The organism is Inhella proteolytica, assembly GCF_016093275.1.
GTDB classification, from domain to species: domain Bacteria; phylum Pseudomonadota; class Gammaproteobacteria; order Burkholderiales; family Burkholderiaceae_C; genus Inhella; species Inhella proteolytica.
The window spans coordinates 191,441-212,754 of sequence record NZ_JAEDAK010000005.1 but is presented as its reverse complement, the minus strand read 5'-3'; the positions used below and the strand labels follow the sequence as shown (position 1 = coordinate 212,754).

At 70.4% G+C, this 21,314-nt stretch carries 22 protein-coding genes and 1 pseudogene; 18 read left to right on the top strand and 5 right to left on the bottom strand.

What is annotated here, in order from left to right; all coding sequences use genetic code 11:
• The first annotated feature begins 8 nt into the window (after window positions 1–8).
• Together I7X39_RS09430 and rsmA are read left to right on the top strand one after the other, a co-directional pair.
• Complete coding sequence (locus tag I7X39_RS09430) at window positions 9–1,400, top strand: peptidylprolyl isomerase (protein WP_198110902.1); 1,392 nt, start codon at window positions 9–11, stop codon at window positions 1,398–1,400.
• 10 nt (window positions 1,401–1,410) lie between these two features.
• Window positions 1,411–2,157 carry a 16S rRNA (adenine(1518)-N(6)/adenine(1519)-N(6))-dimethyltransferase RsmA gene (gene rsmA / locus I7X39_RS09425; RefSeq protein WP_198110901.1) on the top strand — a complete coding sequence of 249 codons (747 nt, stop codon included), beginning with the start codon at window positions 1,411–1,413 and terminating at the stop codon, window positions 2,155–2,157.
• 229 nt (window positions 2,158–2,386) lie between these two features.
• Here rsmA and I7X39_RS09420 read toward each other — a convergent pair.
• From I7X39_RS09420 to I7X39_RS09410, 3 genes and pseudogenes are all read right to left on the bottom strand, one after another.
• Window positions 2,387–2,773 (bottom strand): annotated as a pseudogene (locus I7X39_RS09420) (barstar family protein); the annotation flags it as partial.
• Window positions 2,774–2,833: 60 nt separating this feature from the next.
• Window positions 2,834–3,247, bottom strand: coding sequence for a guanyl-specific ribonuclease (locus I7X39_RS09415; protein WP_198110900.1), 414 nt, complete (start codon window positions 3,245–3,247; stop codon window positions 2,834–2,836).
• Between the two features lie 295 nt (window positions 3,248–3,542).
• The gene (locus tag I7X39_RS09410; protein WP_198110899.1) at window positions 3,543–5,837 is read right to left on the bottom strand and encodes an NADP-dependent malic enzyme; all 2,295 of its coding nucleotides are present in this window, start codon (window positions 5,835–5,837) and stop codon (window positions 3,543–3,545) included.
• 93 nt (window positions 5,838–5,930) lie between these two features.
• On the opposite strand from I7X39_RS09410, the gene thiL reads away from it, so the two are divergent.
• From thiL to I7X39_RS09350, 12 genes are all read left to right on the top strand, one after another.
• A complete protein-coding gene (gene thiL, locus I7X39_RS09405) occupies window positions 5,931–6,893 on the top strand; it encodes a thiamine-phosphate kinase (protein WP_198110898.1) in 963 nt (320 codons plus the stop codon).
• Entirely contained in the window at window positions 6,890–7,414 is a 525-nt protein-coding gene (locus I7X39_RS09400) for a phosphatidylglycerophosphatase A family protein (protein ID WP_198110897.1), read from the top strand. Before thiL ends, I7X39_RS09400 begins: the two co-directional genes overlap by 4 nt.
• Before the next feature lie 2 nt (window positions 7,415–7,416).
• A complete protein-coding gene (locus I7X39_RS09395; RefSeq protein ID WP_198110896.1) occupies window positions 7,417–7,914 on the top strand; it encodes a CinA family protein in 498 nt (165 codons plus the stop codon).
• A gap of 165 nt (window positions 7,915–8,079) precedes the next feature.
• On the top strand, window positions 8,080–8,502 hold the full coding sequence (locus I7X39_RS09390; RefSeq protein ID WP_198110895.1) for an LIC_13387 family protein: 423 nt from the start codon (window positions 8,080–8,082) through the stop codon (window positions 8,500–8,502).
• The gene (queE, locus tag I7X39_RS09385) at window positions 8,499–9,128 is read left to right on the top strand and encodes a 7-carboxy-7-deazaguanine synthase (protein ID WP_198110894.1); all 630 of its coding nucleotides are present in this window, start codon (window positions 8,499–8,501) and stop codon (window positions 9,126–9,128) included. Before I7X39_RS09390 ends, queE begins: the two co-directional genes overlap by 4 nt.
• Before the next feature lie 13 nt (window positions 9,129–9,141).
• Window positions 9,142–10,011: a hypothetical protein gene (locus tag I7X39_RS09380; RefSeq protein WP_198110893.1), complete on the top strand. Its 870-nt coding sequence runs from the start codon at window positions 9,142–9,144 to the stop codon at window positions 10,009–10,011.
• 71 nt (window positions 10,012–10,082) lie between these two features.
• Window positions 10,083–10,457, top strand: coding sequence for a hypothetical protein (locus I7X39_RS09375; protein WP_198110892.1), 375 nt, complete (start codon window positions 10,083–10,085; stop codon window positions 10,455–10,457).
• Window positions 10,458–10,530: 73 nt separating this feature from the next.
• Complete coding sequence (locus tag I7X39_RS09370; RefSeq protein WP_198110891.1) at window positions 10,531–11,349, top strand: substrate-binding periplasmic protein; 819 nt, start codon at window positions 10,531–10,533, stop codon at window positions 11,347–11,349.
• A 105-nt stretch (window positions 11,350–11,454) separates the two neighbouring features.
• The gene (locus I7X39_RS09365; RefSeq protein WP_198110890.1) at window positions 11,455–12,591 is read left to right on the top strand and encodes a glycerophosphodiester phosphodiesterase; all 1,137 of its coding nucleotides are present in this window, start codon (window positions 11,455–11,457) and stop codon (window positions 12,589–12,591) included.
• Window positions 12,592–12,659: 68 nt separating this feature from the next.
• Window positions 12,660–13,985 (top strand): MFS transporter, encoded by a 1,326-nt coding sequence (locus I7X39_RS09360; RefSeq protein WP_198110889.1) that lies wholly within the window; start codon window positions 12,660–12,662, stop codon window positions 13,983–13,985.
• A 56-nt stretch (window positions 13,986–14,041) separates the two neighbouring features.
• Complete coding sequence (locus I7X39_RS09355) at window positions 14,042–14,836, top strand: transporter substrate-binding domain-containing protein (protein WP_198110888.1); 795 nt, start codon at window positions 14,042–14,044, stop codon at window positions 14,834–14,836.
• A gap of 150 nt (window positions 14,837–14,986) precedes the next feature.
• Window positions 14,987–16,336: a cyanophycinase gene (locus I7X39_RS09350; protein ID WP_198110887.1), complete on the top strand. Its 1,350-nt coding sequence runs from the start codon at window positions 14,987–14,989 to the stop codon at window positions 16,334–16,336.
• A 12-nt stretch (window positions 16,337–16,348) separates the two neighbouring features.
• On the opposite strand, the gene I7X39_RS09345 is transcribed toward I7X39_RS09350, so the two are convergent.
• On the bottom strand, window positions 16,349–17,218 hold the full coding sequence (locus tag I7X39_RS09345; protein WP_198110886.1) for an alpha/beta hydrolase: 870 nt from the start codon (window positions 17,216–17,218) through the stop codon (window positions 16,349–16,351).
• 237 nt (window positions 17,219–17,455) lie between these two features.
• Here I7X39_RS09345 and I7X39_RS09340 point away from each other — a divergent pair, with 237 nt between their 5' ends.
• Window positions 17,456–18,571, top strand: a complete 1,116-nt coding sequence (locus I7X39_RS09340) for a DJ-1/PfpI family protein (RefSeq protein WP_198110885.1) — start codon at window positions 17,456–17,458, stop codon at window positions 18,569–18,571.
• Window positions 18,572–18,576: 5 nt separating this feature from the next.
• Here the strand turns inward: I7X39_RS09340 and I7X39_RS09335 are convergent, their stop codons facing one another.
• Entirely contained in the window at window positions 18,577–19,590 is a 1,014-nt protein-coding gene (locus tag I7X39_RS09335; protein ID WP_198110884.1) for an NAD-dependent epimerase/dehydratase family protein, read from the bottom strand.
• A gap of 90 nt (window positions 19,591–19,680) precedes the next feature.
• Between I7X39_RS09335 and I7X39_RS09330 the strand changes: the two genes are divergently transcribed.
• From I7X39_RS09330 to I7X39_RS09320, 3 genes are read left to right on the top strand one after another with little or no spacing between them, the layout of a single operon-like run.
• Window positions 19,681–20,082 (top strand): hypothetical protein, encoded by a 402-nt coding sequence (locus I7X39_RS09330; RefSeq protein WP_198110883.1) that lies wholly within the window; start codon window positions 19,681–19,683, stop codon window positions 20,080–20,082.
• Window positions 20,075–20,680, top strand: coding sequence for a papain-like cysteine protease family protein (locus tag I7X39_RS09325; RefSeq protein WP_198110882.1), 606 nt, complete (start codon window positions 20,075–20,077; stop codon window positions 20,678–20,680). Before I7X39_RS09330 ends, I7X39_RS09325 begins: the two co-directional genes overlap by 8 nt.
• A gap of 10 nt (window positions 20,681–20,690) precedes the next feature.
• A complete protein-coding gene (locus I7X39_RS09320) occupies window positions 20,691–21,299 on the top strand; it encodes a hypothetical protein (RefSeq protein WP_198110881.1) in 609 nt (202 codons plus the stop codon).
• Window positions 21,300–21,314: the final 15 nt, after the last annotated feature.

Sequence of the window (21,314 nt, the reverse complement as noted above, 5' to 3'; positions counted from 1 at the left end):
ATTCACCCATGAATCCGTTTAGCTTGCGCGCCCTCGTGCTCGCGCTGTCGCTGGCCTTTGCCGCCAGCGCCCAGGCCCAACCCGCCAATGCCAAGCCGCCGCTGGACACCCGGGCAGGCCCGACCCAGGCCGCCGCCGCCGCCGAAGACGCCGCTGCGCGCGCGCGCCGCCAGCCGGGCGACCACATCGCCGTGGTGGTGAACCAGGACGTCGTGACGGCGGGCGAGATCGCCCAGCGCACTCAGCGCGCTCGCGAAGAGGCGCGCATGCGCGGCGAGCCCGTTCCCGATGCCGAGACTGCGCGCCAACAGGCGCTTGAGGCGCTGATCGAGGACCGCGTGCTCGTCACCTATGCGCGCGAATCGGGTGCCCGGGTCGACGAAGCTGAGCTGGACCGCGTGGTCGGCAATGTGGCGGCCCAGAACCGCCTCAATCTGGAGCAGCTCAAGGAGCGCCTGAAGGCCGACGGCGTGGACTTCAAGCGCTTCCGCGAGAACCTGCGCGACCAGATGCTGACCGAGCGTGTGCGTGAGCGCGAAGTCGTGGGCCGCATTCGCGTCACCGACGGCGAGATCGACAAGCACCTCGCCGAACGCGAAGCCGCCGCCGCGGCCAAGGCGCCGATCAACGTGGCGCAGATCCTGATTCCGGTGCCCAGCACCGCCAGCGAGACCGAGCGCAGCGCCCTGCGCCAGCGCGCCGAGCGGGCCCTGGCCCGTGTCAAGGGCGGCGAGGACTTCGCCGCGGTGGCCCGCGAGCTCAGCGAGGACGGCAACCGCGCCAAAGGGGGCGAGATCGGCCTGCGCCCGGCCGACCGTCTGCCCGATCTGTTCAGCCAGGCCGCCGCCAGCCTGAGCCCGGGCCAGATCACGCCGAATCTGCTGGTCTCGGAAGCCGGCTATCACGTGCTCAAGCTGCTGGAGCGCCAGGCTGGCGCCGCCGCCAACCAGGTCACGGAAACGCACGCCCGCCACATCCTGATCCGCGCCTCCGAAAAGGTGCCGCCGGAAATGGCCGTGACGCGGCTGCGCGAGATGAAGCGCCTGATCGAAAGCGGCCAGGTCAAGTTCGAAGAGCTGGCGCGCCAGTACTCCGAGGACGGCAGCGCGCCGCAGGGCGGCGACCTGGGCTGGGCCGCACCGGGCATGTTCGTGCCCGAGTTCGAAGAGGTGATGAACCGCCTGGACCTGAACGGCCTGTCCGAACCGCTGCAGTCGCGCTTCGGCTTCCACCTGATCCAGGTGCTGGAGCGCCGCACCAAGGAAATCGAGCCGCGCCAGCTGCGCGACCAGGCCCGTGCCCAGCTGCGTGAACGCAAGTTCGAGGAAGCCTACAAGGAGTGGGTCAAGGACCTGCGCGCCCGCGCCTTCATCGAGATGCGCGACAACAGCGGCAGCTGAGACCCGCCGCATGCAGCACCAGGCCCGCAAGCGCTTTGGCCAGCATTTCCTGACCGACAGCGGCGTCATCGACGCCATCGTGCGCGCCATCGCCCCGCGGCCCGGCGACGCCATGGTCGAGATCGGCCCCGGCCTGGCGGCCATGACCCAGCCCCTGGTCGAACGCCTGGGGCGGCTCACCGTCATCGAGCTGGACCGCGACCTCGCCGCGCGCCTGCGCCAGCACCCGCAGCTCGACGTGATCGAGAGCGATGTGCTCAAGGTCGATTTCGCCCAGTTGCCCGAGCGCCTGCGCATCGTGGGCAACCTGCCCTACAACATCAGTTCGCCCATCCTCTTCCACCTGCTGCCCTTTGCCGGCCGCGTGCTGGACCAGCACTTCATGCTGCAAAAGGAAGTGGTGGACCGCATGGCCGCCAGCCCGGGCCACAAAGACTACGGGCGCCTGTCGGTGATGCTGCAGTGGCGCTACGACATCGAGGCCCTGTTCGACGTGCCGCCCGAGGCCTTCGACCCGCCGCCGCGCGTGATGTCGGCGATCGTGCGCATGACGCCCTGGCCGCAGCCCGCCGCACTCGACCCGGCGCTGCTGGAGGAACTGGTGGCGGTGGCGTTCTCGCAGCGCCGCAAGCTGCTGCGCCACAGCCTGGGGCGCTGGCTGGAAGCGCGCGGCTTTGCCGGCGCCTTCGATCTGCAGCGCCGTGCCGAAGAGGTGCCGGTGGCCGAGTTCGTCACCCTGGCGCAAAGCCTGCAATGAAAAAGGCGCCCCGCAGGGCGCCTTGTTTCTTCTGGCAAAAGCCGGTTTAAGCGGCGCTTAGCCAGGCGGTGGTGTCGAAAGCCGAGCTCATCAGCGGCATGTTCAGGCCGAAGTTCGGGTTGCCGCCGGCCTTGTTGGCCGCGCTCTTGGGCAGGGGCTTTTCCAGCGGCGCCGTGGTTTCCAGCGTGCGCGATTCCCAGATGCCCGCTTCCTGCGCCGGGTATTGGCAGGAATAGAAGCAGCGGAACTGCACGCGGCGGTCGCTCCAGTAATCGGCGGCCTCGCGGAACACGTCCAACAACTGCTCGCGCGACTCGCGGTCGAACTTGGCGTTGTCGGGCAGGTGCTCCAGCACCACCACGAAGCCCGGCTGCGGACCCGACTTGTGCACCAGGTCGGTCATGCAGTCATATAGGGCGTCCAGGTTCTTGCCGAAGTGCTCGGGGAACAGGAAGGCGGCGGCGATGCGCTCAATCACCTCCTGCTTGGACGCTGCATCGGCCAGATGCGCATACAGGAAGTGCTGGCCGGATTCGGCCGCAGCCTGCTGCAAGTCCTCCACGCGGTAGGCGCGGATCGCCTGCACCACATTGGGGCGGATGCTCTGCAACAACATGCTCATGTCCTCGACAAATCAACAAAGAACGGGGTGGGATCGCTGCCAGCGTTGGCCGTTTCAGTGAACGATACGGCGGAAGCTGCTGTAGTGATCCTCGGTGTAATAGCAAACTTCAGGCTTTTCCGGGGGTATACCGCCACACACCAGACGCCGCGCACCTCGGTGGCGCAAACCGGGCGTCTTGACGGTGTATTCGCGGTAATGCCCGCGCGGCTTTTTGGGCAGCTGGCGCTCGCGGTTGCCGAACACGGTGCCGTCTTTGGCGTAGGGGAAGGGCCCCCCGGCCAGCACCAGTTCATGCGTCTTCTGCGCCTGCTTGGGCAGATCAGACAGGGCCACCACCGCCAAGTCGGACGCGCTGCTGTCGCGAGCCTGCACTGGCTGGGCAGCCAGCCAAGCTCCTATCAGCAACGCACCAGCGACCTTCACGCCTTTGCGCCACTGCAGAGCGGCCACCGCCTTCTCTACCATCAAAGCCACGGGTTTACCCTGAAATCGAGGCCGAAATGGTAGCGAAATTGGCCCGAAAGCTCAAGCCATCCGTTCCCCGGGAAAGTGGGCATAGGGCGTTAGTTAGCGTGCGCCCACATTCAAACTTGTCTTTGCAAATCAATGACTTGCAGCAATAAGCGGGGCGCGGGGCGAGCTACAAAGAATTTGAGTGCGCGCCCCGCTTTCTCTCCGGATAAACCCCCTTGGCATGGCTTTCGCATAGGGCGCAGCACTGCTGATTTGCTGCAGCGCGACAAACTTCCGCACGGCAGGTTCAGCGGCCGGCGTTGGCGTCTGCCACCGTCAGGGCCGTCAAATTGACGATGCGCCGCACCGTGGCCGAGGGCGTCAGGATGTGCACCGGCTTGGCCGCCCCCAGCAGCACCGGACCCACCGCAATGCCACCGCCGGCTGCCGTTTTGAGCAGGTTGTAGGCGATGTTGGCAGCATCAATGTTCGGCAGCACCAGCAGATTGGCCTCGCCGCTGAGCGTGCTGCGCGGCATCAGCTTGGCGCGGTAGGCAGCGTCCAGTGCGGTGTCGCCGTGCATCTCGCCGTCCACCTCCAGCCAGGGCGCGCGCTCCTGGATCAGGCCCAGAGCCTCTCGCATCTTCAGCGCCGAGGGCTGGTTGCTGGAGCCGAAGTTCGAATGGCTCAGCAGCGCCGCCTTGGGACGCAGGCCGAAGCGGCGCATTTCTTCGGCGGCCAGCAGGGTGATCTCGGCAATCTGCTCGGCCGTGGGGTCGTAGTTGACGTGCGTGTCCACCAGCATGATCTGCCGGTTCGGCAGGATCAGCCCGTTCATGCAGGCATAGGTCTTGACGCCCGGGCGCTTGCCGATGATCTGGTCGATGTAATTGAGGTGCGTGGTCGTCGTGCCCCAGGTGCCGCAGAGCATGCCGTCGGCATGGCCCTTGTGCAGCAGCATGCTGCTGACCAGCGTGAGGCGGCGGCGCATCTCGATCTTGGCCAGCTGCTCGGTCACGCCCTTGCGTTCGCCCAGCTGGTGGTAGGTCTGCCAGAAGTCGCGGTAGCGCGGGTCGTCCTCGATGTTGCAGACCTCGAAGTCCTTGCCCGGGCGCACGCGCAGGCCGAAGCGCTCGCAGCGGCGCGCGATCACAGCGGGGCGGCCGACCAGGATGGGATGTGCCAAGCCCTCATCGACCACCACTTGCACCGCGCGCATCACACGCTCGTCCTCGCCCTCGGCAAACACCACGCGCTTGTTCTTGGCGCGCTTGGCGACGTTGAAGATCGGCTTCATCGTCGTGCCGCTGGCGTAGACGAAGCTCTGCAGCTTCTCGCGGTAGGCGTCGAAATCGGCAATCGGCCGCTGCGCGACACCGCTGTCCATCGCCGCCTGGGCCACCGCCGGGGCGATGCGCTCCATCAGGCGCGGGTCGAAGGGCTTGGGGATCAGGTACTCGGGGCCGAAGGAGAGCGTCGCCCCGGCATAGGCCGCGGCCACCACCTCGCTCTGCTCGGCCTGGGCCAGCTCGGCAATCGCGTGCACCGCGGCCACTTCCATCTCGTCGGTGATGGTGGTGGCGCCGCAGTCCAGCGCACCGCGGAAGATGTAGGGGAAGCAGAGGACGTTGTTGACCTGGTTCGGGTAGTCGCTGCGGCCGGTGGCCATGATGGCGTCGTCGCGCACGGCCGCCACCTCTTCCGGGGTGATCTCCGGCGTCGGGTTGGCCAAGGCCAGGATCAGCGGCCGCGCCGCCATGGCCTTCACCATCTCGGGCTTGAGCACGCCGCCGGCGGAAAGCCCCAGGAACACGTCGGCGCCGCCGATCACCTCGGCCAGCTTGCGCGCCTCGGTCTTCTGGGCGAACTGGATCTTGTCCGGGTCCATCAGCTCGGTGCGGCCCTCGTAGACCACGCCGGCCAGGTCGGTGACCCAGATGTTCTTGCGCGGCACGCCGAGCTTTACCAGCAGGTTCAGGCAGGCCAGCGCCGCGGCGCCGGCGCCGCTGGTGACGAGCTTGATCTCGTCCAGCTTCTTGCCCAGCACCTTCAGGCCGTTCAGCAGCGCCGCGCCCACCACGATGGCGGTGCCATGCTGGTCGTCGTGGAAGACGGGAATCTTCATGCGCTCGCGCAGCGCGCGTTCGACCTCGAAGCAGTCCGGCGCCTTGATGTCTTCCAGATTGATGCCGCCGAAGGTGGGCTCGAGCGCGGCAATGATCTCGACCAGCTTCTTCGGGTCTTTTTCGCGCAGTTCGATGTCGAACACGTCGATGCCGGCGAACTTCTTGAACAGCACCGCCTTGCCTTCCATCACCGGCTTGGCGGCCTCGGGGCCGATGTCGCCCAGGCCCAGCACGGCGGTGCCGTTGGTGACGACGGCGACCAGATTGCCGCGCGCGGTGTAGCGAAAGATCGAGCTCGGGTCTTCAACGATGGCCTCGCAGGCCGCCGCCACGCCGGGCGAATAGGCCAGGGCCAGATCGCGCTGGTTCACCAGGCCCTTGGTGGCCATGATGGCCAGCTTGCCGGGGGTCGGGAACTCGTGGTACTCCAGGGCGGCCTGGCGGAGTTGGGCGCGTTGTTCTTCGGAAGTCGGCATGGCGCGGCGGGACAGCTGAGGGGGGTTGGGGAGTGTGCCGCAGCGCCTACGATCCCGCACCCCGGCGGCCCCCGCCCGTCATGCCGAGCCTGCATGTCCCTTGGTGAGTTTGATTTGATCCGGCGCTTCTTCCAGCGCCCCGGCGCCCAGCCCGGCGTGGCCGTTGGCATTGGCGACGACTGCGCGGTGCTGACCCCCACGCCCGGCCAGCAGTGGCTGGTTTCCAGCGACATGCTGGTGGAGGGCCGGCATTTCCTCCCCACCGTCAACCCGGCGCACCTGGGCCACAAGGCGCTGGCGGTGAACCTCAGCGATCTGGCCGCCTGCGGCGCCACGCCACGCGCCTTTTTCCTGGCGCTGGCGCTGCCGCGCGCCGATGCCGCCTGGTGCGAGACCTTCGCCCATGGGCTCTTCGAATTGGCGGATCGGCATGGCATTGCGCTGGCGGGGGGCGACACCACCGCCGGCCCTTTGAATATCTGCATCACCGTGATGGGCGAAGCGCCGACTGGCCAGGCGCTGTTGCGCAGTGGCGCCCAGGTGGGCGACGAGATCTGGGTCAGCGGCCAGCTGGGCGACGCACGCCTGGCGCTGGAAGCTTTCCGCGGCACGCTGAGCCTGCCGGGTGAAGGCTTCGCGCAGGCCCGGCAGGCAATGGAATGTCCGCAGCCGCGCGTGGCCCTGGGCCTGGCGCTGCGCGGCCTGGCCACGGCGGCCATCGATGTGTCGGACGGGTTCCTGGGCGACCTCGGTCATGTGCTGGCGGCCTCGGGCGTGGGCGCCACGCTGCAGGCCGAGGCCCTGCCGCGCAGCGCTTTGCTGGCCGCCCAGCCGCTGGCCCTGCAGCGCCTGTGCACGCTGGCGGGCGGCGACGACTACGAGCTCGTCTTCACCGCCCCGGCCGCGCGCCATGCGGCCGTGCGGGCGGCGGGCCAGTCGGCCGGGGTGACCGTCACGCCGGTGGGCCGCATCGAGGCCGAACCGGGGCTGCGCGTGCTCGATGCCGCCGGGCAGGCCTTCGAGCCCGGCCTGCAGTCCTTCGACCATTTCAAATGAGGCCGACTTTCCGCTTCATGGCCGCCCACCCGGCGCGCTGGATCGCGCTGGGCTTTGGCTCGGGCCTGGCGCCCAAGGCGCCCGGTACGGTGGGCACGCTGTGGGCCTGGGCGGTGTTCGTGGCCGTCGAGCGCCTTTTCGGCCCGCAGCCCTGGGGCTGGATCGTGCTGGCGGGCACGCTGGTGGGCGTGTGGGCCTGCACGCGCTGCGCCCAGCACATGGCGGTGGCCGATCCGGGCGCGATCGTCTGGGACGAGGTGCTGGCGTTCTGGCTGGTGCTGTGGCTGGTCTGGCCCGCCTCGCTGTGGCAGCAGGCCCTGCTGTTCGGCCTGTTCCGCTTCTTTGACGCCGCCAAGCCCGGCCCGGTGGCCTGGGCGGACGGGCTGTTCAAGGCGCGCCGGGAAGAGCCGATCGGTTGGCGCCAGGGTTTGGGGATCTTGCTGGATGACTTCGTCGCCGCCGGCTGTACCCTGCTGCTGTGGGCCCTGGGGGTGCGGGCCGTCCAATTGCTGGGGGTGTAGCCATGTTTGCCGACGAAACCGAACTGATCCAACGCATCGCCGTGGCGCTGATCCGCCGCAAGGAGCGCATGGGCGTGGCCGAGAGCTGCACCGGCGGCCTGATCGGCGCGGCCTGCACCTCGCTGTCCGGCAGCTCGCAGTGGTTCGAGCGCGGCGTGGTGAGCTACAGCGACCAGAGCAAGACCGAGCTGCTGGGCGTGCCGCCGGCGCTGATCACCCTGAACGGCTCGGTGAGCGAGGCGGTGGCCACGCACATGGCGCGCGGCCTGCTGGCCCACGCACCGCTGGATTGGGCCCTGGCCGTGACCGGCATCGCTGGCCCCACGGGCGGCAGCGAGGGCAAGCCGGTGGGCACGGTGTGGCTGGCCCTGGCGCATGGCTGCGAAATGGTGCGCGTCTGGCGCGAACAATTCCAAGGCGACCGCCATGCGGTGCGCCTGGCCACCGTGCACGCCGGCCTGGCCGCGCTGTGCGAGGCGGTGGAAGAACGAGAGAGCTGAGAGCCTGTGAACAAATCCTGCGCGCCCGCTCGTGCGCCCCAGCAGGCGCCTGCCGTCGTTGCAAATGCTCGCCATAGCCCGAGCTATGGCTGCGCTTTGCGCCTTGTCCGACACCTTCTGGAACGCCCGCTCGGGCGCGCCGGATTCATTCACAGGCTCTGATCCTTGATCCACCCCGCTTCCTGGCTGGTAGCCGCCAGCGCGCTGATCGTCGGCGCGCTGGGTGCCGCGCATCTGTTCTTCACCTTCCACGGCCCGGCCTTCCACCCGCGTGACCGCCAGCTGCTGGAGCGCCTGCAGCAGGTCGCGCCCGTGATCAGCAAGCAGACGACGATGTGGCGCGCCGGCCTGGGCTTTCATGCCAGCCACAGCCTGGGCGTGCTGCTGTTCGCCGCCTGCTTCGCCTACCTGGCGCTGGCCTGGCCGGGCGTGTTCTTCGGTTCGATGTTCCTGATGGGCCTGGGCCTGCTGGCGCTGACGGCCTACTTCCTGCTCGCGCGGGCCTATTGGTTCCGCGTGCCGCAGCTGGGCATCGCGCTGGCGCTGGCCCTGTATGGCGCGGCGCTGAGCTGGAGGGCGTTGGGATGAGCTACGCCGTCAAGGAATGCTTCTACACGCTGCAGGGCGAGGGCGCGCAGGCCGGGCGGCCGGCGGTGTTCCTGCGCTTTGCCGGCTGCAATCTGTGGAGCGGGCGCGAGCAGGACCGCGCGCAGGCGGTCTGCAATTTCTGCGACACCGATTTCGTCGGCACCGATGGTGCGGGTGGCGGCAAGTTCGCCACGCCCGAGGCGCTGGCGGAATGGGTGGCCTCGCGTTGGCCCGGGGGCGGCAAGCCCTATGTGGTGTGCACGGGCGGCGAGCCGCTGCTGCAGCTGGACGAACCCGCCATCGAGGCCTTGCACGCGAACGGCTTCGAGGTGGCGGTGGAAACCAATGGCACCCAACCGGCGCCGGCCGGGCTGGACTGGATCTGCGTCAGCCCCAAGGCCGATGCGCCGGTGGTGCTGACGAAAGGCCACGAGCTCAAGCTCGTCTACCCCCAGCCGCTGGCACCGCCGGAGCGCTTCGCCGGCCTGGAGTTCGAGCACTTCTTCCTGCAGCCGCTCGATGGCCTGCAGAAGAACAAGCACACGCGCGCAGCGATCGACTACTGCCTGGCCCACCCGCAGTGGCGGCTGAGCCTCCAGACCCACAAGCTGCTGGGCATTCCCTGAACGGAGGCACGCCATGGCCGGTTTCCGCATCCCCGGGCCCAGTGGTGCCGGCCCGCTGCTGGCGCAAGCCGCCGGCACCTTGGCGGGCGCGTTCTCCCTGCCCATTCCCGACCCGCTGGAGGCTGCCCGTAGCTGGGTGCGGCGTGAGCTGCGCCAGGGCCTGAGCAACCAGCTTGAGCGCGTGGGCGCACTGGCCGTGCAGGCGGCGGTGGAGGAGATCCGGGCGCTGGGGGACGACATCGGCCAGAAGCTGGCCTGGATCGCCGCCCTGCCCGACGGCATCCGCAACCAGGTGGCCTACGAGGTGTTCGCCGCCGGCTTCAGCCACTACCTGCCCAAGAAGCTGCTGCGCCAGTACATCTGGGGGCGCGGCGCGGGCCTGACGCTGAGCCTGCAGGAGATGATGGACTGCAACCCGCTCATCAATCTGCAGCGCTCGCGCGCCTTCATGACGCTGCTGGAAGGCGGGCAGACGAAGCTGGCCGACGACGACCGCCTGCCCCAGCACCAGCAGGACTTCGAGCTGCGCGTGCCGGCCGGCGCGCTCACCAACGGCACATTGGGTCAGTTCAGCGTGCTGGCCAAGGGCCAGCTGCTGCTGCGCCGCAATGGCGAGTGGACGGCCCAGGGCAAGATGAGCTTCTTCGACACCTGGGACTTCGACCCCAAGGACTTCACGACCGGCGGGCGCAGCCTGCAGGGCGAGCTCAAGACCCGCTTCGCCCACTACACGCTGCCCGGCCAGGCCTTCGACATCGACAGCGAGCAGACCGCCTTCAGCCAGACCCAGCTGGATCGCACGATCCAGTGGCAGGGCGGCGAGCCGAAGTCGACGCCGGACCGCATCGCCGCCCTGGACGTGGCCTTGAAGGAGGCCGACTGAAACCCGGGCGCCGCCGCGCCGCCTGGGCGGGTCTGGGCCTGCTGGTGGCCGGCGTGCTGGGCTGGAAGCCTATGAACCAACTCTGGGAAAAGCATCGCCTGCGCGCCCTGCTGGGCGAACCCGGGGCAGCGCTGCTGGAAGGGGCCGAGCTGCGCATCTGGCAGCCCGACCCCGACCATGCGCCCCAGGCCTACTACCTGCGCCGGCGCCTGGGCCCAGAGGGCCTGGCCGGTCTGGCCGCGCAAATTGGTATTCAACAGGGCCTGAAGCTGGGCCCGGCGCCCGCCGGGCCGCAGGGCGTGTGGCAGCTGCCGGCCGGGTTGAACTGGCCGGACTGGCAAGCCACGGCCCGCACGGGCGCACAGCAGGCGCAAGGGCAGCTGGGCACGCTGGGCGTGTGGCTGCGCGAGCAGGATGGCCACTTGCAGGCGGTGCTGCTGCCCTGAGCCGCGCGTGGCGATTGCCATCGTCTGGCCGGCGCGCTACTGTCAGCCATCGCGTCCGTGCGGGAGCTTGACCATGCGCACTGCGCTCCGCCACCTGCTGATCCGCTTGCTCGGCCTGGCCGCCCTGGCCTTGTGCATGGCCCCGGCGCAGGCGCAAGCCAGCAACTGCCGCAGCCTGGTGGCCTCCGGCAACCCACAGTACCCGCCCTATCTGTGGCGCGACCCCGAGAACGACAACCGGCTGATTGGCGCCAACGCCGAGTTGATGGAGTGGCTCGGCAACGAGATCGGCCTGACGATCGAGCTGCGCCACATCGGCAACTGGGCACGCGTGCAGGAGGAGATGCGCGCCGGCCGCATCGACCTGATCGCCGGCGCCTTCTTCACCCTGCCTCGCACCGAGTACATGGACTACGCGCACCTACCCTTCCGCGAGACGCGCTCCGTGGTCATCCAGCGCGAGGGCCAGACCTTCCCCTTCCAGCGCTGGGACGACCTGATCCCTAAGAAGGGCCTGACCGTCATCAACAACAGCTTCGGCCAGACCTTCGACCGCTTCGCCGCCGAGTCGCTCAGCCTCAGCAAGGTCGGCAGCCTGGACCAGGCGCTGCAGATGCTGGAACGCGGGCGCGCCGACTACCTCGTCTACGAGGACAGCCCGGCCGAGGCCTTCATTGCCCGCCTGGGCATCAAGGGCCTGCGCCTACTGCCCACGCCGATCGCCCAGGAGCAGCTCTACATCACGATCTCGCACCGCTCGGACTGCAACACGCCCGAGCTGCGCGGCGCCATCACGCGCGCGATGTTCAAGCTGCGCCAGAACAAGCTGATGAACAGCTTTGTCGACCACGCGGTCCAGCTCTGGAAGCAGCAGGAGCGCAAGGGGCCCTGAGCGGCGAGGCACCGGGTCACCCAGCCGTCACAGGCCCGACACCGCATCGCCCTAGGGTGCGCGGCGCGCGCAGCAGTTGCGCTGCGCACCACCTCAGGGACCCCCATGCGAACCAAACTTCTTCTGCTCGCCCTGCCGCTGCTGCTGCAGGCCTGCGGCGGCGGCAGCGATGCCCCGACTTTCAAGACCCTGGACGGCAAGGCGCCGCTCGTCATCGGCCACCGCGGTGCCAGCGGCGAGCGCCCCGAGCACACGCTGGAGGCCTACCAGCTCGCCATCGAACAGGGGGCCGACTTCATCGAACCCGACCTGGTGCTGAGCAAGGACGGCGTGCTGCTGGCGCGCCACGAGCCGATGCTGGACAGCACGACCGACGTGGCCAGCAAGTTCCCCGCGGCGCGCAAGAGCATGCGGCTGGTCGATGGTGAGTCGACCAGCGCCTACTTCGCCAGCGACTTCACGCTCGCCGAGCTCAAGACCCTGCGCGCCGTGCAGGCGCGCGCCGGGCGCTCCAAGGCCTTTGACGGGCAGTTCAGCATCCCGACGCTGGACGAGGTGATCGCGCTGGCCAAGGCGCAGTCCGCCAAGACCGGCCGCACGATCGGCATCTATCCCGAGATCAAGCACTCGACCTTCCACGCCGAACTGTTCGGCGCCCATGTGTTCGAGGACAAGCTGCTCGCCACCTTGCACGCGGCCTATGGCAATGCCGCCAGTGCACCGGTGTTCATCCAGTCCTTCGAGGTGGCGAACCTGCAGTACCTGGCCGGCAAGACGCAGATCCGCCGCGTGCAGTTGATCGACGCCGACGACGTCAAGGCGGATGGCTCGATGTCCCTCGTCGCCCCCTACCGCCAACCCTATGACTTCGTCGTCAAGGGCGATGCGCGCACCTTTGCCGACCTGCTCAGCCCCGCCGGGCTGGATTTCGTCAGGACCTATGCGCAGGCCATCGGTCCCTGGAAGCCCTACCTCGTCAAGACCGTGGACGACGGCGTCGAGCGCACCGGCGACAGCACGCGCACCGTGCACGACCGCCGCGTCGACGGCAGCACCGGCGTCATCGAGGCTGCGCATGCGCGCGGGCTGCTGGTGCATACCTGGACCTTCCGCGACGACGCCGGCACCCATGGCTTCAAGGATGGCAAGACCGAGTTGGCGTACTTCATGAAGCTGGGCATCGACGGGGTGTTCACCGACTTCCCGGCCACCGGCAGCGCCGCGCTCAAGACCTTGGAGTGAGCCGCAGCGCTTGACTTGAAGCCCGCTTCAAGTTGCACAGTGCGGGCCTTGTTATCTTCCAGGTCCGCATGTCTCCCACGGCTCCCACCCCACTTGATCCCGGCCAGCGCGCCGCCATTCTGGGCGCCCTGGCCCTGGTCTCGATGCTGGCCTTCGAGGCAGTGGCGGTGGCCGCCGCCATGCCGGCCATTGCCGCGGCGCTGGATGGCCTGAGTCAGTACGCGCTGGCCTTTGGCGGCACGCTGGCGCTCTCGGTGCTGGGCATGGTGTGGGCGGGGCCGGTGTGCGACCGCCAAGGCCCCTACCGCGCCAGTCTCTACGGCCTGCTGGTGTTCGGCGCCGGCCTGCTGGTGGCCGGGCTGGCGCCGGGCATGCTGTGGGTCAGCGCGGGCCGTGCCGTGCAGGGCCTGGGCGTGGGCATGCTGGGCGTAGCGCTCTATGTGGGCATGGGCCGCCTGCTGCCCGCCGCCCTGCACCCGCGCCTGTTCGCCTGGATGGCCGCCGCCTGGGTGCTGCCCGGACTGCTCGGCCCTTGGCTGGCGGCGCGCCTGGTGGAGCTGTGGGGCTGGCGCGCGGTATTCCTGGGCGTGGCCGCGCTGCTGCCGCCCACCGCCTTGCTGCTGCTGCCGGCCCTGCGCCGCCTACCTGCGCTGCCGGAGGGCGCGCGCGCCGGGGCACCACTGCTTTGGGCCGGCCTGGCCGCCGGTGCGGCGCTGGCCCTGCATGGCGCCGAACAGCTGGGCGCGCTGGCCTGGCTGGCCCTGCTGGCGCTGGCGCCGGCGGCGGCGCGCCTGCTGCCCGCCGGCAGCCTGGGAGCGCGGCCGGGCCTGCCGGCCGTCATCGCCCTGCGCGGGCTGATGGCGGCCTCGTTCTTCTGCACCGAGGCCTTCGTGCCCCTGTACCTGAACCGGGTGGCGGGCTGGAGCCTTTCGGAGGGCGGCCTGGCGCTGAGCGCCGCGGCGGTGAGCTGGAGCCTGGGCAGCGCCATCCAGGCACGCCTGCGCCACGAGGCCGCCCGCCGGCGCGGCCTGCAGGCCGGCCTCGCCCTGCTGCTGGCCGGGCAGCTGCTGCTGACCTGGCCGATGCTGGGCGGCGGCGCTCCGCATTGGGTGCTGGCCGGCTGGGCCTTGGCCGGTCTGGGCATCGGCCTGGCCTGGCCGATGCTCTCGGTGCTGACGCTGGCGCTCTCGGCCCCGGCCGAGCAGGGCCGCAATTCCTCGGCCCTGCAGCTGGCCGATGCCTTGGCCACCACCGTGGCGCTGGCCCTGGCCGGGGTGCTGTTCGCCGGTGGCCAGGCCGGCCCCCAGGCCTATGGCGCCGTGCTGGCCTGGACGCTCGGCCTGGCCCTCTTGGGTCTGCTGGTGACGGGCCGCGCCGCCGCGCCGGCGCGCTGACGGGCATCAAACCCAGCGCCGCGGGCTGCGGGCACACTGGCCTGCCTCGCCCGACCATGCGCCGCCTCACCGCCCTCGTCCTCACCGTGCTGCTCGCGCTGGGCCTGCCGGCCCGGGCCGAGCGCCTGCGCGTCTGCCTGGGCGATGTGGCCAACCCTCCGTACCGCCTGGCCGACGAGCAGGGCAAACTGCTGCGCCGCGGCCTGGACTTCCTCTTCTTGGACCTGCTGGCGCTGCGCACCGGGGTCGAGATGGAACCGGCCTTCCTGCCCGCCAAGCGCTGCCTGTTGGAACTGAAGAGCGGCCAGCTGGATGCGGTGCTGTCCATCAGCCATGTGCCGGAGCGCGAGGACTTCGGCCTGTACCCGATGCGCGACGGCCAGCCCGACCCCAGCCTGGCCCTGCGCACGCAGCGCTACTACTGGTATGTCCTGCGCGAATCCACGCTGCACTGGGACGGCCGGCAGCTCAGCGGCCTGCCCGAGCGCGTGCCAGTGGGCGCGCAGCTGGGCTACTCGATCGCCGGCGTGTTGCGCGAGCAGGGCTATGCGGTGGACGACGCCGTGCGCGCGGTGGAGGCCAATGTGGAAAAGCTGCTGCGCGCCCGCGTGGCGGCGCTGGCCCTGCAGAACAGCGAGGCCGAGGGCCTGCTGCAGCGCCGGCCCGAATGGGCGCCGCTGCTGCGCCGCCTGGAGCCCGCGCTGCAGGAGCGCCCCTATTACCTGGTGCTGGGCCGCCACCTGGCGCGCACCAGCCGCCTGAGCCCGGCACAGTGGTGGGCAGCGATGGCCGAGGTGCGCGACTCGACCGAGTACCGGCGCGCCGATCAGGCCGCGCACCCAGGGCCCTGAGCCCGCGCCACCGCGGGTGAACCCGCTGAGGATCTGCCCCAAGGGCGGCCCAAAGCCGCAAGGCCATGCCGCTTTGGCGCAAGCCCGGCCCTGGGAAGACCGGGGCGGCCTGCCTACGCTGACCGCACCCCCAGCCCTTCCGGAGCCCGCATGCGCCGTCTCACTGCCCTGCTCGTGTCTGCCTGCCTCGTCAGCCCCGCCTTTGCCGGCAAGCTCTACCTGATGGGCGGCGCCTACGGCGACACCAACACCGATCTGTTCGTCAACGGCCTGCGCAAGGCCACCGGCATCGACAGCGCCTTCACCCCGAACCTGGCCAGCACGCGCAACTGCGGCACCGACTGGGCCAGCACGCGCTGCCCGCGCATCGCCGTCGTCACCTCGGCCGCGGCCTCCTATGCCGTGGGCGCGGACGCCTTCCAGAACGACCTGCTGAACAGCGACGGCAGCCTGGCCAAGCGCGGCTACTACAACCTCTTCCAGACGCACGGCTTCTCGCCCAAGTTCATCACCGCCCACATCGACAACTACACGACGCATGCGCGTGCCGGCACGGCCGAGGGCAATGCCAACCTGACCATCCTGCAGCAGGCCGATGTGGTGTTCTTCGCTGGTGGCGACCAGGCCAAGCACGCCCGCACCTGGCTCAAGGACGACGGCAGCGACAGCGATCTGGCCGCCACCCTGCGCGCGCGCTGGAACGGCGGCGCCGGCAACCTGGTGGTGGCGGGCGATTCGGCCGGCAACCATTTGCTCAACGCCACCATGCACGGCGTGGGCATCAGCTACGGCTATCTGTACTACGGCGCCGACCTGCCCAGCCCCACCGCCATCCCGAACTACCTGAACTTCGGTGATGCCCGCGAGGGCACCAGCGCGCTGCGCTTCTTCGAGAACGGCGGCACCATGAAGGGCCTGGGCCTTCTGCCCACCGCGCTGCTGAGCGACACCCATTTCGACCGCCGCTCCGGCCGCCTGGGCCGCCTGGCCGCGGCGATGCGCGCGCTGAACATCCGCCAGGGCCTGGGCGTGGACGAGAACACCGGCGTGCTGGTGGACCCGGCCGCCAGCACCGCCCAGGTGTATGGCGCGGGCGTGCTGGTGGTGGTGGACAGCCAGGCCGCCACCGTGCAGGCGGCCAGCACCTACAAGGTCAGCAATCTGCGCGTCAGCCTGCTCTCGGCCGGCGACCGCTACCACTACGGCACCCGCACCGTCACCAGCGCGCGCGCGGCCATCGGCACGCGCTACTACAGCGGCGCCTACGACTCGGCCGATGTCTTCGGCGCGCTGGAAACCTCCAAGAGCCTGACCCGCCTGGTGGACCAGAGCGCCAGCTACAACCTGGGCAGCGCCCCGCGCCCGGTGTACGACAGCGGCCCGCAGTACCCCAGCAGCGCCCCCACGCTGCGCCTGCGCTTCACGCGCGACGCCAGCACCCGCGGCTACTACGGCAGCGGCCGCTACACGGTCGAGAAGGCGCGGGTGGACTTCGAATAGGGCGCGGGCGGATCAGCGCCCTGCCACGGTGGCGGTGCGCTGGCCGGCTTCGGCCACCAGCGCGCGCAGCGCCTCCAGGCCCTCGCCGCTCACCAGCGGCAGGTTGCCGTGGCCCTTGGCCGGGATGCGCAGGTAGCGCTTCCAGCCGGCCTTGCTGGCCTGGGCCAGCGAATCGCCGCACTGCACCGGCAGGGTCTCGTCGGCCTCGCCGTGCATCACCAGGGTGGGCGCCTGCACCTTGGGCATCTCGTCCACCGGCTGCGGGCGCTGCAGGAAGGCGGGGTCGAACTTCAGCTCGACGAAGGGCTTGGCGTACCAGGGCACCAGCTTGTCGAAGTGGCCGCGCGCTTCTTCGAAGCTGGAGATGCCGGCCGCCACCATCAGGCCTTCCACCGGGCGGTTGGCGGCCAGGTGCACGGCCGCCACGCTGCCCAGCGAGTAGCCGAGCACCAGCGTGGGCTGGCCGGGCTTGCGCTGCTGGTCGTAGATGCGCAGCGCGTCGGCGCGCATCGTTTCGAAGCGGGTCTGGCCGCCGCTGGCGCCGGTGCCGCGCACGTCAAAGCTCACCACATCCACTTCCAGCTTCTGCGCCAGCTCGTGCATCAGGCGGGCGTTGTCCCAGAGGTTGTTGCCGCCGCCGTAGAAGTAGATCAGCGTGGCCTTGGGTGCCGGGTGGTTCAGGCGCCAGCCCTTCAGGCTCTGGCCGGGCAGATCGGGCAGCGCCAGCTCCAGATTGCTGCGCGTGATGCGGTCGCTGACCCAGTCGCTCTTGCGACCGCGAAGGAACTGGTCCTCGGTGATGTCGACCGTCTTGAGCGCGCAGGCGCCCAGCAGCAGCGGCAGCAGGGCCAGGGAAAGGCGACGGAGCGAGGGACGGGCCATGGCAGGTTCGACAGCGCGGTTGAGAAGAAGGGCGCGATTCTGACCACCTGCCGCCCGCCCCCGGACGCCGCTGCGCCGAACTGAGGGCCGCGGGGGCTGAAGCGGCGCTGGCGAGGCGCCAACCGCCGCCGCGCCAACCGCAGTTCGCACCCCGGCGGCCGCAGAACGTCGCAAGTCCGGCCAGCACCACAGAGGGCTGCCCAGAATTTGCCCGCCCCGGCTTCTTCGTGCCCACCCATGCCTGCCACACCCCCCCCCGGCCTGCGCCGGCGCCAGCTGCTCGCCAGCCTGAGCGCCCCGCTGTTCAGCGCCTGCGCCCCCACCCTGCCGCCGGCCACCGCGGCCTCTTCGGCCGAAGCTCCGCTGCGCCTGCCGCCGCCGCGTGCCGGCCGCAGCCGGCCGCTGGTGGCTGTGCTGGGCGAGAACCGCTACACCGAGCTGACCGACTACGTGATTCCCTACGGCGTGCTGCAGGCCAGCGGCGTGGCCGATGTCGTGGCCCTGGGCACGCAGGCCGGGCCGATCCGCCTGTTCCCGGCGCTGCAGCTGCAGGCCCAGGCCAGCATCGCCGCGTTCGATGCCCGCCACCCCGAGGGCGCGGACCTGCTGGTGGTGCCCGCCGTGCACCATGACGACGACCCCAGCCTGCTGGCCTGGGTGCGCGCCCAGGCCGCCAAGGGCGCCACCGTGCTGGGCGTGTGCGACGGCGTCTGGGTGCTGGCGCGCGCCGGCCTGCTGCAGGGGCGCCAGGCGGTGGGCCATTGGTACGCGCGCGACGCGCTGGCCCGCAAGTTCCCGGACACCCGCTGGGTGGCCGACCGCCGCTACCTGGCCGATGGGCCCGTCATCACCACCACCGGCGTCACCGCCTCGCTGCCGGTCTCGCTGGCGCTGGTGCAGGCCATGGCCGGCCCGGCGGTGGCGCAGCCGCTCGCGGCGCGCCTGGGCCTGCCGGACTGGAGCGCCCGCCACCGCAGCGCCGATTTCCAGCTGCGCGCCCGCCACCTGGGCGCCGCCGCCGGCAACTGGCTGCGCCTGTGGGACCGCGAGCAGCTCGGCCTGGCGCTGCAACCCGGCCTGAACGAACTGGGCCTGGCCCTGCTGGCCGACGCCCACGCGCGCACCTGGTGCAGCGAGGTGCTGGGCCTGGCGGCCGGCCCGGTGCGCAGCCGCGGCGGCCTCGTCTTCCTGCCCGACCGCAGCGGCCCCGAGCCCGGCCTGCAAGCGCTGAACCTGGCGGCGGACCAGACCCCGGTGGCGGTGCTGCAGGCCGCGCTGGCGCGCATCCGCGCCCGCCATGGCGCCGCCACGGCGGAGTTCGTGGCGCTGCAGCTGGAGTACCCGGGCGCCTGAGCCGATCAGGTCAACGCGGCCAGCAGCTCCCGCTCACGCGCCGGCGCCAGCCCGGCCTTGTCGAAGACCTGCTGCGCCGCCGGCAGGGCCTGCCACCAGGCCAGGATGTCGCGCGCCGTCTCGGCCACCGGGCGCGTCCGCAGGCCCCAGGCCCGTGCACGGGCATTGCGGTTGCGCATGAAGTGCGCGTACTCGCCCTGCGCCGGCAGCCACAGCGGCAGCTCGCTCCAGGGCGTGACGCCGGCCGCCTGCAAGGCCTCGTCCGGCACCCAGACCCAACGCGGCTGGCGCTGCAGCGCGGCGGCCATCTCGTCCAGCACCGTGCCCAGGCGCAGTTCGTCGCCGCCCGTGTGCACGTTCACCGCGCCCTGGCGGCCATCTATCAAGGCCTGCAGCGTGAAGGCGGCCAGGTCGCGCGCATCGATCCACTGCACCGGCGTGTCCGGCCGGCCCGGCGCCAGCACCGGCTCGCCCGCCTGTGCGCGCGCCAGGCGCACCGGCCAGTAGGTGAAGCGCTGCGTCGGGTCCTGCGGGCCGATCACCAGGCCGGGCCGGATGCGCAGGCAGGCGTCCGCGCCCCAGGCCTGCAGCGCCGCCGCCTCCGCCATGGCCTTGAGCGGGCCGTAGCTGCGGCCGTTCACCGTGCCGCTGAGCAGGTCGGGGTCGTCCGCGGCCAGGCTGCCCAGCGGGCTGTCCTCGTCGTTCGGCTGCGCGAAGCTGGCGTAGGCCGAGACGCTGGATATGAGCACATAGCGGGCGGCACGGCCGTCCAGGGCCTGGGCCAGCTGCGTCACCTCGCCGGGCAGGTAGGCGCAGCAGTCCAGCACCGCGTCCCATTGCCCTTGGCGCAGCGCGCTGAGCTCGGACCGGCGGTCACCTACGCGCACTTCCACGCCAGCGGGCCAGGCGCTGCGGCTCTGGCCGCGGCTGAAGACGGTGACGGCATGGCCGGCGGCAAGCGCGGCTTCGAGCAGATGGTGGCCGACAAAGCGGCCACCGCCGATGAGCAGAAGGTTCATGGGCACGAGCCTAGGGGGGAGCCGGGAACGCGCCAGAAGTCAGCGCCCGCTTGCCGGCTATGCTGATCGCGCTCCCTCCCAACCCGGCGCATGCTGAAGATTTCCACCGATCAGATCGGCACCCTGGCCGCCCAACGCCTGCAAGGCCTGCAGGCGCGCGTGCTCACCCATGTGCGCCGCCACCTGCCCCAGGTGTGCGCGCAGTACGACCCCTACCAGCTCGAAACCCTGGTGGGGCAGTTGCTGCGCAGCGCGGCCGAACGCGGCATCCACAAGGAAGCCAACCAGGTGGTGCTGGTGGACGTGATGCTGTGCGCGGCGGTGCAGGGCAGCCCGGCGCTGAAGAGCCGGCTGATGCAGATCCTGGACGACCCCGCCCTGGGCAACGAGCAGGACCGCATCGAGGTGCTGCTGGGCGCCGCCCTGCGTGAACCCAAGGCCCGGGCCCAGGCCCCGACCCAGGCCAGAACCCCGGAGGCGCGCCATGGATGAGTTGGCCCTGGCCGCACAGGCCGCCCAAGAGGAATTCAGCGCCGCCAGCGAGGGCAGCCCGGTCAGCCCCTGCCCGGCCGAGAGCGAAGGCTTCTCGATCAATCGCGCGCTGGCCCAGGTGCGGCGCTGGCTGCTGGGCCACTTCACGCAGCAGAACAGCAACTCCTGCGTCGTGGCCTCGAGCCGCAACATGATCCACGAGCTCACCGGGGAGAACATCCCCGAAGAGGATCTGCAGCAGGAAGTGCGCGATCTGATGGGCAAGCCCGATCACGACTTCGAGACCACGCCGATCAACCCGGCCTATGCCGCCCAACTGCTGGAAAAGCACGGCGTCAAGACCCAGACACACCGCAACATCGCCTCCGAGGACCTGCCCGCCACGCTGGACGGCAAGCCCGCGCTGATCGGCTTCAAGGACCCCGGCCACCGCGTGATGCTGGAGGGCGTGGACATCGACGAGGACGGCAACCGCACCTACAAGGTGCGCGACCCCGACCCCGCCTACGGCGGCCGCACGCGCGAGATGTCGCAGGAAGAGTTCGACGCCAAGTACAACCCGCAGGCCATCGTCATCGTCTGCGAACGCGCCCCCTGACGAGAACCCCATGAGCACGCCTCCCAACTTGCCGCAGGGCCTGATCGACGCCGCCGCGCCCTACCTGCACCCCGAGCACACGCGCTGGTGGCGCCGCGACGTCACGCGCAGCTACGGCGGCGGCTGGCCCGTGAGCGGCTTCTACTGGCTGATCGACCAACAGAACCGCTCGCTGCACGTGATCGAGCAGGACGGGCGCTTCACCGCCCTGGCCGGCCCGCAGGCGCTCGGCCTGGCCAGCGAGCTGCTGCGCAGCCAGCCCGGCCTGCCCTGGGAACGCATGGGCCTGGCCGCCTTCGCCCGCACCCTGGTGGCCTGGCTGCGCGACCCGCGCGTGCAACTCACCGACGCTGCGTTCTACCGCCAGCCCGAGTTCATCCTGGAGAGCTGGCTGGCCGGGCCGACCTACGGCTTGGACGCGCTGCGCAAGCTGCAGCGCGAGCCCGAACTGCAAACCCATGCGGACGGCCGCTGGACCCTGCAGTTCACCGCGCTGAACCATGTGGGCGGTGCCGAGGCCTGGGAGGCGAGCGGCCAGCTGAGCCCCTTCAGCGTGAGCAGCCTGCAGCCGCGTGAGCTGGTGCCGGCGGGGGGGTTCTACTTTCCGGATGAGCTCTGAGGCGCTGAAGGTGCA

Coding starts and splice junctions, on each gene's coding strand:
- I7X39_RS09430 (WP_198110902.1), top strand. CDS start 9: ATGAATCCGTTTAGCTTGCGCGCCCTCGTGCTCGCGCTGTCGCTGGCC.
- I7X39_RS09415 (WP_198110900.1), bottom strand. CDS start 3,247: ATGGTAGAGAAGGCGGTGGCCGCTCTGCAGTGGCGCAAAGGCGTGAAG.
- thiL (WP_198110898.1), top strand. CDS start 5,931: ATGTCCCTTGGTGAGTTTGATTTGATCCGGCGCTTCTTCCAGCGCCCC.
- I7X39_RS09360 (WP_198110889.1), top strand. CDS start 12,660: ATGTCTCCCACGGCTCCCACCCCACTTGATCCCGGCCAGCGCGCCGCC.
- I7X39_RS09365 (WP_198110890.1), top strand. CDS start 11,455: ATGCGAACCAAACTTCTTCTGCTCGCCCTGCCGCTGCTGCTGCAGGCC.
- I7X39_RS09355 (WP_198110888.1), top strand. CDS start 14,042: ATGCGCCGCCTCACCGCCCTCGTCCTCACCGTGCTGCTCGCGCTGGGC.
- I7X39_RS09380 (WP_198110893.1), top strand. CDS start 9,142: ATGGCCGGTTTCCGCATCCCCGGGCCCAGTGGTGCCGGCCCGCTGCTG.
- I7X39_RS09395 (WP_198110896.1), top strand. CDS start 7,417: ATGTTTGCCGACGAAACCGAACTGATCCAACGCATCGCCGTGGCGCTG.
- I7X39_RS09325 (WP_198110882.1), top strand. CDS start 20,075: ATGGATGAGTTGGCCCTGGCCGCACAGGCCGCCCAAGAGGAATTCAGC.
- I7X39_RS09410 (WP_198110899.1), bottom strand. CDS start 5,837: ATGCCGACTTCCGAAGAACAACGCGCCCAACTCCGCCAGGCCGCCCTG.
- I7X39_RS09345 (WP_198110886.1), bottom strand. CDS start 17,218: ATGGCCCGTCCCTCGCTCCGTCGCCTTTCCCTGGCCCTGCTGCCGCTG.
- I7X39_RS09375 (WP_198110892.1), top strand. CDS start 10,083: ATGAACCAACTCTGGGAAAAGCATCGCCTGCGCGCCCTGCTGGGCGAA.
- I7X39_RS09400 (WP_198110897.1), top strand. CDS start 6,890: ATGAGGCCGACTTTCCGCTTCATGGCCGCCCACCCGGCGCGCTGGATC.
- I7X39_RS09370 (WP_198110891.1), top strand. CDS start 10,531: ATGCGCACTGCGCTCCGCCACCTGCTGATCCGCTTGCTCGGCCTGGCC.
- I7X39_RS09350 (WP_198110887.1), top strand. CDS start 14,987: ATGCGCCGTCTCACTGCCCTGCTCGTGTCTGCCTGCCTCGTCAGCCCC.
- I7X39_RS09335 (WP_198110884.1), bottom strand. CDS start 19,590: ATGAACCTTCTGCTCATCGGCGGTGGCCGCTTTGTCGGCCACCATCTG.
- I7X39_RS09330 (WP_198110883.1), top strand. CDS start 19,681: ATGCTGAAGATTTCCACCGATCAGATCGGCACCCTGGCCGCCCAACGC.
- I7X39_RS09320 (WP_198110881.1), top strand. CDS start 20,691: ATGAGCACGCCTCCCAACTTGCCGCAGGGCCTGATCGACGCCGCCGCG.
- I7X39_RS09340 (WP_198110885.1), top strand. CDS start 17,456: ATGCCTGCCACACCCCCCCCCGGCCTGCGCCGGCGCCAGCTGCTCGCC.
- queE (WP_198110894.1), top strand. CDS start 8,499: ATGAGCTACGCCGTCAAGGAATGCTTCTACACGCTGCAGGGCGAGGGC.
- rsmA (WP_198110901.1), top strand. CDS start 1,411: ATGCAGCACCAGGCCCGCAAGCGCTTTGGCCAGCATTTCCTGACCGAC.